Source organism: Mesorhizobium sp. B2-3-11 (genome assembly GCF_006442215.1).
GTDB lineage: Bacteria > Pseudomonadota > Alphaproteobacteria > Rhizobiales > Rhizobiaceae > Mesorhizobium > Mesorhizobium salmacidum.
This window is the reverse complement of record NZ_VFVS01000006.1, coordinates 166884-182641: the sequence shown is the minus strand read 5'-3', so window position 1 is coordinate 182641 and position 15758 is coordinate 166884. Positions and strand designations below refer to the sequence as shown.

Below are 15758 nucleotides of genomic sequence, written 5' to 3'. Positions count from 1 at the left end.
CTATTCTGCAATAAACGCCAGCACGACCACGCGCGGGGCGATGCAGTATGCGATGCTGACCTTGCGGCCCATCCTCGTTGTCGCGTGGCCGGCTTCGAGGTCCACGGCGATGTCCTCATAGCCCAGCACTTCGCGATCCAGCGGATAGGCAGCCTTGTAGACCGCTTCCTTGGCGGCGAAGAGGATGCGGCCGGCGAGCTGCCGGTCGGCTGCACCCATCCGGTCGGCGGGAATGGCTACGAGCGAGAAAATGTCGTTGGGCAGGGGCAGCGCCGGCTCGACATCGATGCCGAGCGAGCCGGTGCCGGCAACGGGCGCGACCGCCGCCACCGCCATGTCGTCATCATGCGCGAGCGAGCCCGTTATCCCCTCCGGCCATGCGGGTGCACCTGATGGCGTGCGCAAGAGGGCGAAACCGTCGAAGCCGACGTCCGCCAGCAGCCGGTGCGCGATCCAGCGCGCCGCGCCGCTGGCCCGCCGCATGGCCGGCTGGCGGGCGGGGATCGAGCCTGCCTCCGCCGGCAACAGATGGGCTTCGTCGCCGTCGCGGATGATCCGGCAGCCGGTGCGGACCCCGGCCGGGGCCATGGCGGCCATGGCGCGCGCCAGGGCGATTTCCTCAGACGGATCGGCTGATGGCGTCATCGGTCGCCGGCCGGGAGGACGAGATCGGCGATCATTTCGCCGTCCTTATCGAGCCCCTCCTCGACGAAACCGGCGCTGCGATAGAGCCGCCGTGCCGCCTCGTTCTCCGGTTCGTAGCATATCGACACGTGCCTGATGTGGCCGAGCCCGCGGATTTCCTCCAGCACCGCCCGCAGCGCGGCCTTGCCGTAGCCCCGGCCCTGCCAGGCGCGGTCGATCATGAAGCGGTAGATGCGCGCCTCGTCGTCGTCCCGCGGCGCCTCGTACATCAGGAATCCGACAAGCCGGCCCCCGGCCGTCACCGCGCGCGGCCGCGCGTCCCGATCGGATATGGCTTCGCGCAGGGAATCCGCATTGCTGGCGACGAAATCCATCTGCTCCGGCGCCAGCTGCAACGTGGTGACCAAAGCGCGATTGGCCCTGGTGACGGGAGCGATACGGATGTCCACTGTGCCAGGCGCGCCGCCCTTCAAGACGCAGATGCCCTGGAGTCCTCGTTGATCGGCTCGACGAACCGGTGCAGCTTGGCCGGGTTACCGCGCCAGATGGAGTTTGGCTCCAGCTCTTCGCCCTTCATCACGAAGGAATCGGCATCGACCATCGATCCCTTGCCCATCACAACGCCGTAATGGACAAAGGCGGACGGCCCGAGCGTGCAGCCATCGCCGATGCGGATGAAATCGGACTTGAACGCGCCTTCCTCCAGCGAATGGGCCTGGATGACGCAGCCCTCGTTGAGCGTGACATCGTCGCCAATCTCCACCAGCGAACGCTCGGTCAGGTTGGCGCCGCCGTCATAAACGCGCTTGCCCACCTTGACGCCCAGCATGCGCAGGATCATCGGCCGGAACGGCGTGCCGGCGAACAGGCGCACGATAGGCGAATCCGCCAACTTCCAGTGGCGCTCATGGCGCCAGAAGGTGACGTCGTAGATCGTCGTTATCCGCGGCTTCAGCTTGCGGAAACCAAGGCTTGCCCGCTCGACGAAGATGTAGAACGGAATGGTGATCGCCGAGGTCAGAAGCACCGCCGCGAAGAGGGCGATTTCCGCCCATTCGGTATAATAGTTCAGCGCCCGGTCCCAGATCGCCAGCGTGGCGAACAGCATGACCCATTGCGTGGCCATGAACAGGAGGATCGTCACCAGATTGTGACGGTTCTTGAGCGGGATGCGCTGGCGCCGGTCCGCCTCGTCGATGCCGGCGATGAGTTCCTTGTCGCGGTTCACCATGCGCGGGATTTCAAAGGGCGGCGAGCCCAGAAGGCCGACATTCTCGCGCAACGGCCCGTCGATCGGGACCATCACCTTGGTGCCGAGCAGGACGTTGTCGCCCGTGCGTCCATCTGGCGGATAGTAGATATTGTTGCCGAGATAGTTGCGCTCGCCGATCCGCGTCGGCTCGAGCCGGAACGCGGAGGCGGACTTGTGCATGTTGATCATGAAAAGCCCGTCCGATACCATGGTCTCGGTGCCGATCTCGCACAGCAGCGGGTTTTCATGCTGCTGGTTGGAGCCGAAATTAGAGCCGGTCTGCACCACCTTGTTGAGGTTCCAGCCGATGGCGCTCATGTAGTGGACGATGGCCGAGCTGTCGCCGAACAGCAGCCCGAGCACGCGTGAGTTGCTTGAGAACTCGGCGACCGTCTGCAGCCAGTAGCGGAAGCCGTAAAGCGTGTAGGTGCGGCCGGGTTTCAGGATCAGGCTGAACAGGCGCGGCACCACCGTGGCGGCGAGGAAGGCCGAGGCGATGTAGCCGAAAAGCGTGACCGTGGTGCCGATCGCCACGATGCCGATCGTCTCCTGATAGTCGTCGCCGATATTCTCCCAATAGCTGTGGAACAAAAGCGGCAGCGGGGTGACGATGGCAAACAGCCCTATCAGCTGCACGGCCTCGTAGAGGAAGCGCCGGATGCGGGGAGGGTTGACGTTGCGCACCTTGCAATAGTCCGCCGTGGTCGGCACCGCCGGCGATCCATGCCAGTGTTCGCCGTCCGGGATGCTTTGCCCGCGCTGCAGCGAGGAGGAATGGCCGAGCTGCCCGCCGTCGCCGATCGCGGTGTCGATGTCGAGCGTGCAGCCGACGCCGACGAAGGCGTCGCGGCCGATGGTCAGCGGCCCGGTGTGGATATAGCCGGCCTGGGCGCGATAGCCGAGGATCAGCGATTCCTTGCGCAGGATCGTACGGTCGCCGATCGAAATCAGGTCCGTGCACACGGGCACGGCACGGGATTCGATGACCACGTTCTTGCCGATCCTGGTTCCCAGAAGCTGCAGGTACAGGCTGTAGAGCGGGCTTCCGCGGAACAGCACGACAGGTGCCGTGCGGATCAAGGTCTTGACCACCCAGAAGCGATAGTAGCGCAGGCCCCATATCGGGAACGCTTCCGCCTTCCAGCGGCCGACCAGCACCCATTTGGCGGCAACGGCGAAGCCCGACATGCCGAAGAACACGCCGGCCGAGAGCAACACGCACCTGACATATAGCTGCAGCGGGTCGTCGAGCGTGTCATAGACCCAGTTGAGGCCGTCATTGACGGCCCACAGCGCCACGTAGCTGTAAAGCGCGTAAAACAGCAACTGCGCCGCGCCGCAGGTCCAGTAGACGAGGTTGGACGCCTGGCGGGTGAGAACAGGCTCGTTGGTGGCCGTCGTCATCTCTTCCGCCACGCTGAGGTGCTTGGCCAGGCGCGCCACGGTTGGATAGAGATAGATGTCGCGCATGGACGTCGTCGCCCATTCCTTGCGGGTGCGCACGCGGGCGCAGAAATGCGCCATGAGCAGCGAGTTGGCGCCGAGATCGTCGAAGAAATTGTCCTCGACGGACACGTCGTCGAATCTCAGCACGGCGCATAGCGCGTCGGCCAGGAAACGCTCGTCGTCGTTGCCGGGCGGCACCATGGCGCGGTCGGCCGAAAGCCGGACGGTCGTCGGTTTGGGAAGCTGGCGAAGATCGACCTTGTTGGAGACCGTCATCGGGATCGCCGGCAGTTCCTCGAGATAGGAGGGCACCATGTAATCCGGCAGCCGCCGCTTCATCGTCTGGGCGATTTCGGCGCGCGAGAGCGCCGGCTGGCCGGCCTTGGGCGCGTAATAGGCAACGAGCTCGACGCGGCCGGGCTCGATCTCCCAGGTGGTGACGGCGGCCTGCGCGATTTCAGGCTGGTCCAGCAGCACGGCCTCGATCTCGCCGAGTTCAATGCGATAGCCGCGGATCTTCACCTGGGTGTCGATGCGCCCGGCATACTCGATCTCGCCGGCGTCGTTGATCCGGCCAAGGTCCCCGGTGCGGTAGATGCGCTTGGACGGGTTGTTCGGCAGGCCGAGGAAATCGGCGATGAACTTCTGTTCGGTCAGGTCTAGCCTGTTGAGATAGCCGACCGCCAGCCCGATGCCGGCAATGCCGATCTCGCCCAGTTCACCAGGCTCGGCAAGTTGCGGCAGCGAAGGGTCGAGAATGACGATGGAATAGGTGGGCAGCGGCGCGCCGATCGTCACCGGCCGGTCCGGCGTCAGCGCACCCATGGTTGCCGTGACGGTCGCCTCGGTCGGGCCATAGGTATTGAGGATCTGCCGGCCGGGCTTCGACCAGCGCACCACCAGATTGTGGGGGCAGGCCTCGCCGCCCACCAGCAGCGTGCGCAGGCCGGGCACATCCGAGGTCATGGACGACAGAAGCGTCGGGCTGCAGGCCATGCAGGTGATGTCGTGATGGCGCAGGAAATCGGCGAGCTCTTCGCCCACCAGAGGCATCTGGCCCGGTGCTGGCACGACGGTCGCGCCGGCGACGAACGGCACCCAGATCTCCTCGGAGGAAAAGTCGAAGGCGATGGTCATGCCCTGGTAGACGCGATCGCCCGGCCGGTAGCCGTAGGACGCGGCGGCGACGCGGATGAAGTTGACAAAACTCTGGTGGCGGATGGCCACGCCCTTGGGCCTGCCGGTCGTGCCCGACGTATAGAGAATATAGCAGATGTCTTCGATTGCAGTGGCGGCCGGCGCCTTGTGCGGCTTCAGCGGCGCGTCGGACTGGGCTGATATCTCGGCGGCGGCGCTGTCGATCAACAGATGCGGAACCGGCAGCTGGTCGGCCCGCGATGCATAGGTGGCGATGGTGACGATCAGGCTGACGCTGGCGTCTTCGATGATGAGCGCCATGCGCTCTTCAGGAAAGGCGGTCGCCAGCGGCACGAAGGCGGCACCCGCCTTGACCACGGCGAGCAGGGCCACATAGGTTTCCGCGGACCGGTCGAGAATGAGGCCGACCCGGTCGCCCGGTCGCACGCCGCGCTTGAGCAGCAGGCGGGCGAACTGGTTGGCGCGCTTGTCCAGTTCCTGATAGGTCCAGCCGCGGCCCTCGGAAATTACCGCCGGCAGCGTGGCGAATGTTTCGGCGAGTTGCTCGAAGACCTTGTCGAGCCGCTCGCCCGGCTGACCTGCCCGGGAAAAATCGGCACCCACCAGGACCTGGCTGTGTGCGATGGAGGCAAGTCCTGCAAGTGCATCGGCGCTGTGGGGGCTGGTCTCGGGCTCTCCGGCCGATCTTGCCGCTTCCCTGTCCAGTTCGGCGATTTCGATACCGTGGTCCATTTCCAAACTTTCTCGTCCTGGCGAAGCTTTCACAGGCACATATCGATCATGCCGCCGCTCGAGCAGGCATTGTCGGCTGCGCCGCCGCTGCAATTTGGTCGTTGTTGATGGAGGTGGAATGACCGAAGCTTCCAAAATGGAAGATTCCGGAATCCCGGCCGGCGATCGCTGACCGCCGGGTCCTCTTTGGCCGGGCGGTTATCACAGAACCAGCCGCTCCGTCTTCACATGTTCGGGAGCATCGGCTCGGGGCGGAGGCGTGCGCATCGCCTGGGCACTGCCGTCGGTGAGCGACATGCCGGGCAGGGCACCCATCCATCCGTTCGAACCTCGTTGCATCGCCCGTACCCAAACCCCGTATGCCTGTGTGGCGGCCGGATTTCCGGCCGTTGAGGGATGCTTATGCCATCCGATCTTTTCGCCAGTTTTTCCGAACTGTTGAAACTTGTTTCTGGATTGTGTCTGGGTGCGCCCTTCCGCATGGCCGCTGCCGCCGGTTTCGGCCCCTCCAGAAAAATCTCACCGCCCCGGGAATAAAGCACGGCCTTTCCGGGTCTTCTCTGCAAGCGGGGCAATCTTACGGTCCGCGACCCGTGGAAAACGAAACAGGATTTACCGAAATGACCAAGCTCGCCCTCAGCGTGGCTGCGATGTTGCTCGCCCCGAGTTCTGCCTTTGCCGGCAGCGATCATTTCGGCACGAGCACCATCACGCCGGCCGCCGTGACGGTCGACAACACCTACACCGCCTCTACCGCCAAGCCGGACATGGTTCATCACGGCATGCAGGCGACGATGAAATCTGATGCGGAGGAACCCGGTCAGGGCATCTGGGGAGGCTGAGTTCATGGTCGGCGCCGGATCCCGACGGTGCCGCTCCGATCCGCGATCAGCGACGGAGGGCCGGCGGTCCTCCGTCATTCCTTCAAAAAGTAGCCACAACTCAACAGAGGAGATCACCATGTTCAGCATGACACGCCGCACAGTGCTTCAATCCGCCGCCGCCGCTGCCGCTTTCGGCCTTGCCGGCAAGGTGGAATTCACCCGGCCCGCCTTCGCACAGACGCCGGTGGAGCCCACCGTCGGCTTCTACAAATACACGGTCGGCGACATCGAGGTCACTGCCATCTATGACGGCATCTGGAAGAAGCCGCATGACCCGGCCTTCATCAGGGATGTCTCGGTCGACGACACCAAGGCGGCACTCGCCAAGGCAGGGCTGACCACCGACTTCATGCCCATTCCGCTCACCGTCGCCGTGCTCAAGATGGGCGGCAGGCTGATCATGATGGATGCGGGCTCGGGCGTCGGCCAATGGCAGGCCAACGCCACGCATCTGCCGGCCAACATGGCCGCCGCCGGCCTCGACTACAAGGCGATCGACACTATCATGATCTCGCATTTCCATCCCGACCATGTCTGGGGCCTGATGGAGAAGGGCACCAACACGCCGGTGTTCCCCAATGCCGAGCTGATCGTCAACGCCACCGAATACGACTGGTGGACCGATCCCAGCCGTCTGGCCAAGCTGCCGGAGGGTCGCAAGCCGGCGGGCAAGCGCATCGCCGAGAACTTCCCGAAATGGAAGAACTGGAAGCTGGTCGAGGACGGCGCCGAGGTCGTGCCCGGCATCCAGATCATCGCCGCACCCGGCCACACGCCGGGTCATTCGGTGTACCTCGCCAACTCCGGCAAGGAGCAGCTGATGATCTCGGCCGACACCATGTATGTGCCGGCGCTGCTGGCGCCGCACCCGGAATGGCAGGGCGCCTACGACCAGGACGGGCCGACGGCGATCGCCACGCGCCACAAGATCATCGACCGGGTGATCGCGGACAACATCCGCATTTCCGGCTCGCACTTTCCGTTCCCGGGCACCGGCGTCTTCGTCAAGGACGGCAGCGCCTATGGCTTCACTCCCGTGCAGATTTGAGCGCCAGCACTCAACCAAGCGAGACAGACAATGAAACGATCCCTTCTGGGCAGAAACGCCCTGTTCGGCCTGCTCGGCGCCATTGCCGTGCTGACCGTCGTTCCCGTCGCCACAATCATGCCTGCCTTTGCGGTGGACGACATCGAGGGCGCCGACGCGCCCGACCTCACCGCCGTCAAGGCCAAGCTCGACGCCAAGGACTATAAGGGCGCGCTGGCCGATCTGCGCGACCTCGCGCAGGACAATCAGCAGGCCGACGTCTATAATTTGCTCGGCTTCACACTGCGCAAGACCGGCGACTTCGACACCGCGCTGACCTACTACAACAAGGCGCTGGAGCTGAAGCCCGACCACAAGGCGGCCCGCGAATATCTGGGCGAGCTCTATGTCGAGACTGGCGACATGGCCAAAGCCAATCAGCAACTGGCCTCGCTGCAGAAACTCTGCCCGGCCGGCTGCGAGGAGCTTTCCGACCTGCAAAAGGCCATCGACACCAAGGTGACGAAGTAGCGCCACCTATTTCCTCTCCCCCCACGGACGTGGGGGGAGAGGTGGCTCGGCGAAGCCGAGACGGAGTGGGGGCCTTGGCGCTAACCATCCCCAACACACCAAAGTTCGGGCGCTCGTGGCTGGCGCCCATTGCCGGAGCCGGCGCCTCTCCCTCGAACCGGCTCCGGCCTTTCGAACATAACATTCGGCAGGCGCCATCCCCGCTTGACGTCGCCTGTGCCCAAAATATCGGAGCCCGACCATGACCCTGAAGGAACGCGCCGCGAAGCTGCACGCCACCAGACAATACCTGAGGGACGCGGCCCTGATCGCCGGTCGCCTGCTGCTTTCTCTCATCTTCCTGCATGAGGGCGTCACGCTGGCCACCCATTTCGAAGGCGCCGCCAAGGCGATGGCGGCGCTCGGTGTCAGCCTGCCGCTGTTCATCGCCACCGTGGCCCTGCAACTGGGGGCAGGGCTTTCTGTCGCAACCGGCCTGCTGACGCGGCTTGGCGCAATCGGGCTCGGCCTGTTCTGCCTGGCGACGGCAACCCTGTTCCACAGCGACTTCGCCAGCCAGAACGAACTGCTGCATTTCGAAAAGGATCTGGCCATCGCGGGCGGCATGTTCGTGCTGGCCGTGGCGGGCGCCGGCAGGTTCTCGCTGGACTGGTTGTTGGCCGGCTACCTGCAGCAGCGGCAGCGCGACAAGGCCATGGTGGCGGCGCTGCTGGCGGTGGAGAACCAGTTTTCCCTGGGGCTGCCGGTTTGAGGGGAGCTGAGCCCGCGCGCCTCATCCGGACACGCTCGCGACACGCACTTTGCTGGAACCAGCCTTGATGCTCCGCATTCTATAAGCAGGGGCTGAAGGAGCGTGACGTGAAAGCGATCGTGGCACTGGTCAGCGGCTTCGTTTTGACGCTGGCGGTTTTCGGCAGCGGGCTCGCCTTTGCCGCCTGGCTGCTTGCCGCCAAGCCTGCGCATGAGGCAAGGCCGACTGTCAGCGTGGCGGAGCTCTGGACCAGGAACGCGCGGCCGGTGAACAAGGCGGCGCAGAACCTTGAACGCTTGCCGGCCGACCAGCCCGCCCCGCCCGACATCGCCGCCAAGGAGCCGGCACCCGATCCGGCCGCGACCGGCTCGATCGAGCCCGCCGCAAGCGACGCGGTCCTGCCGGCGTCCCATCTCCAGTGGTGCGCCAGCCGCTACCGCTCCTACCATCCCGACGACAACAGCTACTTGTCCTATAGCGGGCGGCTGCGCCCCTGCGTATCGCCCTATCTCGACGCCGGCGCCGACCAGGGGGCAAAGCCTTCAGCCGAAGTCAGCTATGCCGAGACGGGCGACGCCGCTTCGGTCGCCACGGCGGGGCTTTCCGCCGACCATGTCGATTCCTGCTTCAGCCGCTATCGCTCCTACCGGCCCGAGGACAACAGCTATCAGCCCTATTCCGGCGGACCCAGGCGCCAATGCGAATAGCAGCCGGATGCGGGAGGCCGGGCGCGGCTGAAAGGCGCCTTGTGATCCCAGAGATCACGCAGATTTTTTGGATCGTTCGGATCGGCGCGGCGTTCATGCCTCACATGAGTGGAGGAATGGATATGAGCGACGACCGTGACGACAAGATCAGGAACCGCGCCTACGAGATCTGGCAGCGCGAAGGCGGCGCGCATGGCGACCATGACCGTCACTGGCGCCAGGCCGAGATGGAGATCGATAGGGAAGCCGCCCTGCCGCTGACGGCGGACGACGCGCTACCGCAGACCGGCGAGATCGCCAGCTCCGACGTGCTGACGGTAGAGGAACTGGCCATCCGCGCCGGCATATCGGGCGACGAGGCGCAGGCGCTGCTCGACCGCCTGGGCACCGACCGCGCCGCGATCGAGCAGGCCGCGCGCAACCTCAAGGCCAAGCGCAAGCGCTGAACGCGAGGCATTTCGAGACAATGCGTTGGCGCGACTTGATGAGAAGATGATTCATCGAGCCGGCCCTCAAAATCCGCGCGCCCGCTACTTCCGTCATCCGCGGCAATGTCGGAACCCTTGGCCGCCTCGGAGGTTCACCCTGTCCCAACCCCCAGAGGAGATGCACTCATGGACCACGCAAACCACGTAAGGCTCCGCCCCGCCGAACTGACCCCCGACACGCTTGAAGGCGCGACGATCTACGGCCCCAACGACGAAAAGATCGGCTCCGTCGACCACATGCATGGCAGCGGCCAGGTCGTGATCGATGTCGGCGGCTTCCTCGGCATCGGCGCCAAACCGGTCGCCGTCGCCGCCAACGAACTCGATTTCATGCGCGACGAGGACGGCGACGTCCACGCCGTGACCAGCTGGACCAAGGACCAGCTGAAAGCCATGCCCGAACACCGTGACTGACAAGGGAAGGGCTCGGCGATCGCCGGGCCCTTCGCCAAGGGAGAGACCGATGATCAGGAAGCTGAAGGACGGAAAATACCGGCTCTATTCAAGGAAGAAGGACGAGAAGACGGGGAAGCGGCGGAATTTGGGGACGTTCGATACGAGGGAGGCGGCGGAGAAGCATGAGCGGGAGGTGCAGTATTTCAAGCGGGGGTGAGATGGCGAATCTGCCCTAGGCCCTGCCACCACAGCTCAGGCCAACTGTTCGGCAATGCCTTCTTGATTCACTACAACAAGAATTTATCAAGCGACTGAAATACACCCGCGCTTTTCCAGAGAGCTCGGTCCCCAATGACATACACGACCTCCTTAGCCCGCGTGACGGCGACGTTCAGCAGATTGGGTCGTCCGCCTGCCCACCCTCGCGCGCCACGCTGCTCGGCATTGGGTGCTCCAAGGATGAAGAAAATTGCCTCAGCTTCTCGCCCTTGGACCGTGTGGACTGTTCCGACGCGCTCGTACACCCAGGTGAAGGGATTCTCGACCCATCCGTCAAGCAAACCGCTGGAGCGCAACATTTCACGCATGCGATCCTGTACCACCACAAACGGGGTCACAATGTAAAAGTCAGGTGCGATTTCTTGTTGGCGGAGTTGCCTGAGCATATCCAGCAATACCTCGCCCTCCCGCTGGCACCATTTCTCCTGTCCGCGCCCTTCCACATCGATCCACTGCGAAGGACCTAGAAGTCCCGGATAGGCGAGATCTTGGAGGTCTTCGCTTGGACCATCAGATTCTCATAGGCAATTGCATTCGATATACTGAACATAGGCTCTTCGCACCGCCGATGTACCAGAAGGGGCACCCCAACTTCCCGCGTGCCAGATTTGGTTTCCAGGCAAACGGTCAGTATGGTTGCCTCCACGCTGTCAGAAATCTCAGTTCCAACTCTCTCTCCACCCCTCTCCGTTAACCATTCGTTAACCATTAACCCCCTAGCGTTTACCTCTCAGTAAGGATTCGCTGGCCGTGACCTTTGCCGCCCCCGTCGAAACAAAATCCATCCGTTTTCGCGCCCGTTCGTTCGTGGCCTTTTCGCTCACGCCGGAGGCGCCGATTTCCGCTTGGCTGGAGGGGCTGGATCATTGGATCGGCAATTCGCCGGGGTATTTTGCCGGGCGCCCCGTGGTGCTCGATTTGAACGTGCTGAAGCCCGAGGTCGCCGATATCGCGCTGCTGGTTGCTTCGCTCGGTGCGCGCGGTATCCGGGTCTATGCGATCGAGCTCGAAGGCGCTTCGCTCGGGCTTGACCTGCCGCCGCTTTTGACCGGCGCCAAGGAGGCGACTTCGGACGGTCTGCTTTCCGGCCGCAAGGGCAAGGCGGAGGCGTTGGAAGAAGCCGGCAAGCTGGAGACGGTGTTTTCGGATCACGGCAAGGACGCCGGCAAGCCCGAAGAGGGCAAGCTTGTCGAAATCAAGGCCGAGGCCGGCAAGGGCAAGGCTGCCAAGGCGGCGGAAGCCGGCGTGGTGGAAGCGGGCCAGGCCGGCACGCTGATGGTCAAGTCGCCGATCCGCTCGGGCCAGTCGATCTTCCATCCGCATGGCGATGTCATCGTGCTCGGCTCGGTCGCGTCCGGTTCGGAGATCATCGCGGCGGGCTCGATCCATGTCTATGGCACGCTGCGTGGCCGCGCCATCGCCGGCTCGCAGGGCAATCGGTCAGCGCGCATCTTCTGCCGCAGGAACGAGGCGGAACTGATCTCGGTCGACGGCTGGTACACCACGGCCGAAGAGATGGAAGGCGTCTCGCGCGGCAAGGCCGTGCAGGCCTTCCTCGAAGGCGACATGCTCGCCGTCGTGCCCTTGAACTAGGGCGGCGCGATGCTGACGCCCGGTTTCACGGTTCCGGTCGGGACATGCGCCGCGCGCGCAAGCTTCGGACCGGTTTGGGATGGCATGATGGCAGGCTCTGACCGTGCGGCGCACGGCATAACAAACGACAACAGGCAACGGAGGCTTTTTCCATGGGCAAGGTAGTGGTCGTCACATCGGGCAAGGGGGGCGTCGGCAAGACCACCTCGACGGCCGCGCTGGGTGCCGCGGTCGCCAAGACCGGCAAGAAGGTGGCGCTGGTCGATTTCGATGTCGGCCTGCGCAATCTCGACCTGATCATGGGTGCCGAGCGGCGCGTGGTGTTCGACCTCGTCAATGTCATCCAGGGTCAAGCCAAGCTGTCGCAGGCGCTGATCCGCGACAAGCGCGTCGACACGCTGTTCCTGCTGCCGGCCTCGCAGACGCGCGACAAGGATGCGCTGACGGAGCAGGGCGTCGGCGAGGTGATCGACAAGCTGCGATCGGTCTTCGACTATGTCTTCTGCGACAGCCCGGCCGGTATCGAGCGCGGCGCGCAGCTCGCCATGCGCTTCGCCGACGAGGCGGTCATCGTCACCAATCCGGAAGTGTCGTCGGTGCGCGACTCCGACCGCATCATCGGCCTGCTCGACGCCCGCACCATGCGCGCCGAACAGGGCGAGCAGATCGCCAAGCACGTGCTGGTCACGCGCTATGACGCGGCGCGGGCCGCGCGCGGCGAAATGCTCTCGATCGACGACGTGCTGGAAATCCTGTCGGTACCGCTGCTCGGCATCATCCCGGAAAGCCAGGATGTGCTGCGCGCCTCCAATCTCGGTTCGCCGGTGACGCTGTCGGAACCGCTCAACAACGCCGCCAAAGCCTATCTCGAAGCGGCAAGGCGGCTGGAAGGCGAAGATTTGCCGGTGGTGGTGCCCTTCGAACGCAAGGGTTTTCTCGACCGTCTGCTCGGAAGGAGGGCCGCATGAGCATCCTCGACCTCTTCAAGCGGCGCACTAGCGCGCCGGTGGCGCGCGAGCGGCTGCAGGTGCTGCTCGCCTATGAGCGCCGCAGCCGTGGCCAGCCCGATCTCGTCTCCATCCTGCGCGAGGAGATCATGGCTGTGATCGCCAGGCATGTGCAGATCGACCAGGATTATCTCCAGGTCTCGATGGATCGCGGCGAGACCATGTCGACGCTGGAAATCGACATCCAGATCCCCAACAAGAGCGCCGTGCCGCTGGCCATGGCGGGGTAAAACGCCCCGCCTTTTCCTCGCCCCGCTCCAGAGGGGCGAGGGACCCGGATTTTGCCGGGCCGGCACCGCCGGTATGCGTCCAGATCAGTTCAGCGAAAATCTCGACCTGAAGCCCGCGGCGTTGTTGCGATTGGGATAGTCCTGATCCGGTATCGCAACGCCGAGATGGGTGCACAGCGGTTCCCAGCCATCGCCAAGAGCGTGGACCAGCAGCCGCTCCGGTGGCACCCCAGCGTACACCGCACGGACATTGGCCTCGTAGCAGGCAATGGCATGCGCTCGATCGCCAGGCCGGCCGCCGAACACCTGCCTGGCGATCAGGACAAGGCCCAGCGATTCCTGATCCACGCTTTGCTCAAGTCCCGCCGCGATCGTTTTTTCAAAACTCTCCCACCAGCTTTCGGCCGAACGGTAGGTCAGGATCACCTTGGCATTCGGATAGAATTCGATCAGTTCGCGCCAGTAGTACGCCGAGGGCCAGTCCAAACAGGAGACATAGCCCGAGAGCAGCTGGTTCCAGTCCGGCGTGGCACCTTGGGCCAGCGCGCGCCACATCCGTTTCTGCTCCTCGTTACCGTTCACTTCATGCATGTGATGACAGGGGCCGAAGCCGAGAATGGCCAGCGCCTCGCGCATCGAATCCGTGCCCGTTCGACCGAAGCCGGTTCCGATCACCTTGATCGACATCTCCACGCCCTCCCGTTCGACCTGCAAGCCGTTTGCCGGCAGCATATCAGGCAGCACACCACGTTCACACCGTCGCGAACGCCACGGTCTGCGCCGGAGGCTCGGCACTGGCTGCTCGCGGCATCCAAATCGCCAATGTCGGAAATTTACATTTTCCAAGGGGGGCTTCCCCTGCGGAATAAGCGGATGTAAGGATGCATATTAGCAGTTTGTTAAATATCCGGTTTTGGTTGCGTACAGAGGGAGTTCCGTATGAACTTCAAGAGCCTGATCAAGCGTGCTGAAGACGTAGATAATGCCCTCCAGGAGTTGCAGGACGATCTTGCGGACGCCCTGGATGCCAGCCTCGACAGCGAATTCGAGTCACCGCCAAAGGGCGACGGTGTCCCCGATGCCGGGTCAGGCGCCGATGCCTCGCCACCACAAGCCGATGCCGACTATGCGGATGCCGCGGACAATCCGGATGACGCGGGCAATGCCGAAACTGCCGAAACCGCGCCACGACTGACCCCCCATGCCCAGACCCGGCTGGCGGCGTTGAATGCCTTCGAAGGGATGTTCCACGACGCCAGGGATTATCTGGATGAGATCAACGGCAAACTGTCGGAGATCTCGACCTCGCACCATCTGACGCGCGAATTCCTCAATATCCTCCACACCGACATTCTTCGCGCCAACGAGCTGGAGCTCGCGAATGCCGGCCTGGTCGCGGAGCAACGGACGCTGTCGGACAAGCTGCACGACACGGCGGCAAAGCTGCGCGAGCGTGACGGCGCGTGCGAATTGCTGCAGCAGCGCGAGACAAGCCTGGTCCAGGACCGGGAGACGCTTCGCGCAACGCTTGCGGCGGTAAGGCTCGAGCTCACGGAGACGGCCAATGCCAGCGCCAAACGCGACGCGGAATTCGGCGACATCGCCAACCGGCTGACGGCCAGGACGGTCGAAGCCAACAGGCGCCTGCGCGAGAGCAAGATGCTGCGGGAAAAACATGTCAGCCTGTCAGCCGAGCTCGACAAGGTGCTGAAGCGGGAGACCCAGGCGCGCCACAGGCTGGACGAGCTTTCGACAATCCACGCCAGCGAAGCGGCGCGGCTTGCAGAACTGATGGCGGCGCTCGGCAAGAGCGAGAAAGAGGAGATCCGGCTGCAGAAGGCGCTCGAGGCGACACAGGCCAAGCTGGCGGAAAAGACCGAGTCGGCCAGCATGATGCAAGGCGACTGGGAAGCCGAACGGGCTCGCGCCCAGACGGAAATGCGCGGATTGCGTTCCGAGATACAAGATCTGGAATCGCGGCTGGCGCGGGCCTCCAACGAGAACAGTGCGGCCGCCGCCGAGATGGCCAGGCTCAAGACCGAGCTGGACGACGCAGTGGCCGAAAAGAAGATCGCCGATGAAAGACTGTCCGCGCTCACGGATGAGAACGAAGCCGACAAGCTGAGCCTTTCCAGGGCGAACGCCACTCTTTCGCAGCTCACGCTGCAGCAGGCGTCGGAGGACATACAACGGGATGTCCAGCGGCAGGAATGCGAGGATCTGCGGGCCGAAATCGCGTCGCTCAATGCCCGGATCAAGGAATTGCTGCCCTACGAACGGCTCCACAAGGCCACCAACGGCAGACCGCGCGAGGGCGAGGTGGTAGAGATCGCCGCCGTGGTGGCCGAGAAAGCCCGTGCAACGGGCAGGCGGCCCATCCGCAGGAACCTGCGTGCCACGTCGTAGCTCGGCTCCGCAGGTCTCGTTGCCCAGCGCTTTGCGCTTAGCGTGCGCTGTTCAATGTCGGGCGGTCGAAAGCGGCGGCCGTCGAGGTCGCCAGGCGCATCGCGACCAGTATTTCATCACCTACCGGTCTTCGGTATTGACCGCTGCGTGAGACCAGGCTGGTGCCGGCCTGCTCATTGTGCCAGTGGCAATGCCGCTTTGGCGATAGCTCGCGCAATACCTCGCT

The 15758-nt window shown here is 64.1% G+C and carries 18 protein-coding genes; 12 read left to right on the top strand and 6 right to left on the bottom strand.

Features of this window, described 5'->3' with window-relative positions; all coding sequences use genetic code 11:
* The 4 genes from FJ960_RS11110 to FJ960_RS29455 form a co-directional block, all read right to left on the bottom strand.
* Entirely contained in the window at nucleotides 1-645 is a 645-nt protein-coding gene (locus FJ960_RS11110; protein ID WP_140713860.1) for a 4'-phosphopantetheinyl transferase superfamily protein, read from the bottom strand.
* The gene (locus FJ960_RS11105; protein WP_140713858.1) at nucleotides 642-1118 is read right to left on the bottom strand and encodes a GNAT family N-acetyltransferase; all 477 of its coding nucleotides are present in this window, start codon (nucleotides 1116-1118) and stop codon (nucleotides 642-644) included. Before FJ960_RS11105 ends, FJ960_RS11110 begins: the two co-directional genes overlap by 4 nt.
* Nucleotides 1115-5233 carry a Pls/PosA family non-ribosomal peptide synthetase gene (locus FJ960_RS11100; RefSeq protein WP_181174202.1) on the bottom strand — a complete coding sequence of 1373 codons (4119 nt, stop codon included), beginning with the start codon at nucleotides 5231-5233 and terminating at the stop codon, nucleotides 1115-1117. The genes FJ960_RS11105 and FJ960_RS11100 overlap by 4 nt, the downstream gene beginning before the upstream one ends.
* Nucleotides 5234-5434: 201 nt before the next feature.
* A complete protein-coding gene (locus tag FJ960_RS29455; RefSeq protein ID WP_181166066.1) occupies nucleotides 5435-5572 on the bottom strand; it encodes a hypothetical protein in 138 nt (45 codons plus the stop codon).
* A 281-nt stretch (nucleotides 5573-5853) separates the two neighbouring features.
* Here FJ960_RS29455 and FJ960_RS11095 point away from each other — a divergent pair, with 281 nt between their 5' ends.
* The 8 genes from FJ960_RS11095 to FJ960_RS11060 all read left to right on the top strand — a co-directional run bounded on the left by FJ960_RS11095 (nucleotide 5854) and on the right by FJ960_RS11060 (nucleotide 10234).
* On the top strand, nucleotides 5854-6075 hold the full coding sequence (locus FJ960_RS11095; RefSeq protein ID WP_140713854.1) for a DUF680 domain-containing protein: 222 nt from the start codon (nucleotides 5854-5856) through the stop codon (nucleotides 6073-6075).
* A 118-nt stretch (nucleotides 6076-6193) separates the two neighbouring features.
* A complete protein-coding gene (locus FJ960_RS11090) occupies nucleotides 6194-7165 on the top strand; it encodes an MBL fold metallo-hydrolase (protein WP_140713852.1) in 972 nt (323 codons plus the stop codon).
* Nucleotides 7166-7195: 30 nt separating this feature from the next.
* A complete protein-coding gene (locus FJ960_RS11085; protein WP_140713850.1) occupies nucleotides 7196-7675 on the top strand; it encodes a tetratricopeptide repeat protein in 480 nt (159 codons plus the stop codon).
* A 241-nt stretch (nucleotides 7676-7916) separates the two neighbouring features.
* A complete protein-coding gene (locus FJ960_RS11080) occupies nucleotides 7917-8426 on the top strand; it encodes a DoxX family protein (protein WP_140713848.1) in 510 nt (169 codons plus the stop codon).
* Nucleotides 8427-8533: 107 nt separating this feature from the next.
* Nucleotides 8534-9133, top strand: coding sequence for a BA14K family protein (locus FJ960_RS11075; protein ID WP_140508668.1), 600 nt, complete (start codon nucleotides 8534-8536; stop codon nucleotides 9131-9133).
* A gap of 122 nt (nucleotides 9134-9255) precedes the next feature.
* On the top strand, nucleotides 9256-9579 hold the full coding sequence (locus FJ960_RS11070; protein ID WP_140713846.1) for a DUF2934 domain-containing protein: 324 nt from the start codon (nucleotides 9256-9258) through the stop codon (nucleotides 9577-9579).
* A 168-nt stretch (nucleotides 9580-9747) separates the two neighbouring features.
* Nucleotides 9748-10035, top strand: coding sequence for a hypothetical protein (locus tag FJ960_RS11065; RefSeq protein ID WP_027144288.1), 288 nt, complete (start codon nucleotides 9748-9750; stop codon nucleotides 10033-10035).
* A gap of 49 nt (nucleotides 10036-10084) precedes the next feature.
* A complete protein-coding gene (locus FJ960_RS11060) occupies nucleotides 10085-10234 on the top strand; it encodes a hypothetical protein (protein ID WP_140509404.1) in 150 nt (49 codons plus the stop codon).
* A 70-nt stretch (nucleotides 10235-10304) separates the two neighbouring features.
* Here the strand turns inward: FJ960_RS11060 and FJ960_RS29665 are convergent, their stop codons facing one another.
* Nucleotides 10305-10682, bottom strand: coding sequence for an AAA domain-containing protein (locus FJ960_RS29665; RefSeq protein ID WP_246672729.1), 378 nt, complete (start codon nucleotides 10680-10682; stop codon nucleotides 10305-10307).
* A 364-nt stretch (nucleotides 10683-11046) separates the two neighbouring features.
* On the opposite strand from FJ960_RS29665, the gene minC reads away from it, so the two are divergent.
* From minC to minE, 3 genes are all read left to right on the top strand, one after another.
* Nucleotides 11047-11889: a septum site-determining protein MinC gene (gene minC / locus FJ960_RS11050; protein WP_140713844.1), complete on the top strand. Its 843-nt coding sequence runs from the start codon at nucleotides 11047-11049 to the stop codon at nucleotides 11887-11889.
* A 152-nt stretch (nucleotides 11890-12041) separates the two neighbouring features.
* Entirely contained in the window at nucleotides 12042-12857 is an 816-nt protein-coding gene (gene minD / locus FJ960_RS11045) for a septum site-determining protein MinD (RefSeq protein ID WP_027144292.1), read from the top strand.
* Nucleotides 12854-13126, top strand: coding sequence for a cell division topological specificity factor MinE (gene minE, locus FJ960_RS11040; RefSeq protein ID WP_027144293.1), 273 nt, complete (start codon nucleotides 12854-12856; stop codon nucleotides 13124-13126). The genes minD and minE overlap by 4 nt, the downstream gene beginning before the upstream one ends.
* A gap of 84 nt (nucleotides 13127-13210) precedes the next feature.
* Here minE and FJ960_RS11035 read toward each other — a convergent pair whose 3' ends face one another.
* Nucleotides 13211-13813 carry a sulfotransferase family protein gene (locus tag FJ960_RS11035; RefSeq protein WP_140713842.1) on the bottom strand — a complete coding sequence of 201 codons (603 nt, stop codon included), beginning with the start codon at nucleotides 13811-13813 and terminating at the stop codon, nucleotides 13211-13213.
* A gap of 252 nt (nucleotides 13814-14065) precedes the next feature.
* Here FJ960_RS11035 and FJ960_RS11030 point away from each other — a divergent pair, with 252 nt between their 5' ends.
* Nucleotides 14066-15532, top strand: a complete 1467-nt coding sequence (locus FJ960_RS11030) for a hypothetical protein (RefSeq protein ID WP_140713840.1) — start codon at nucleotides 14066-14068, stop codon at nucleotides 15530-15532.
* The last annotated feature ends 226 nt before the right edge of the window (nucleotides 15533-15758 follow it).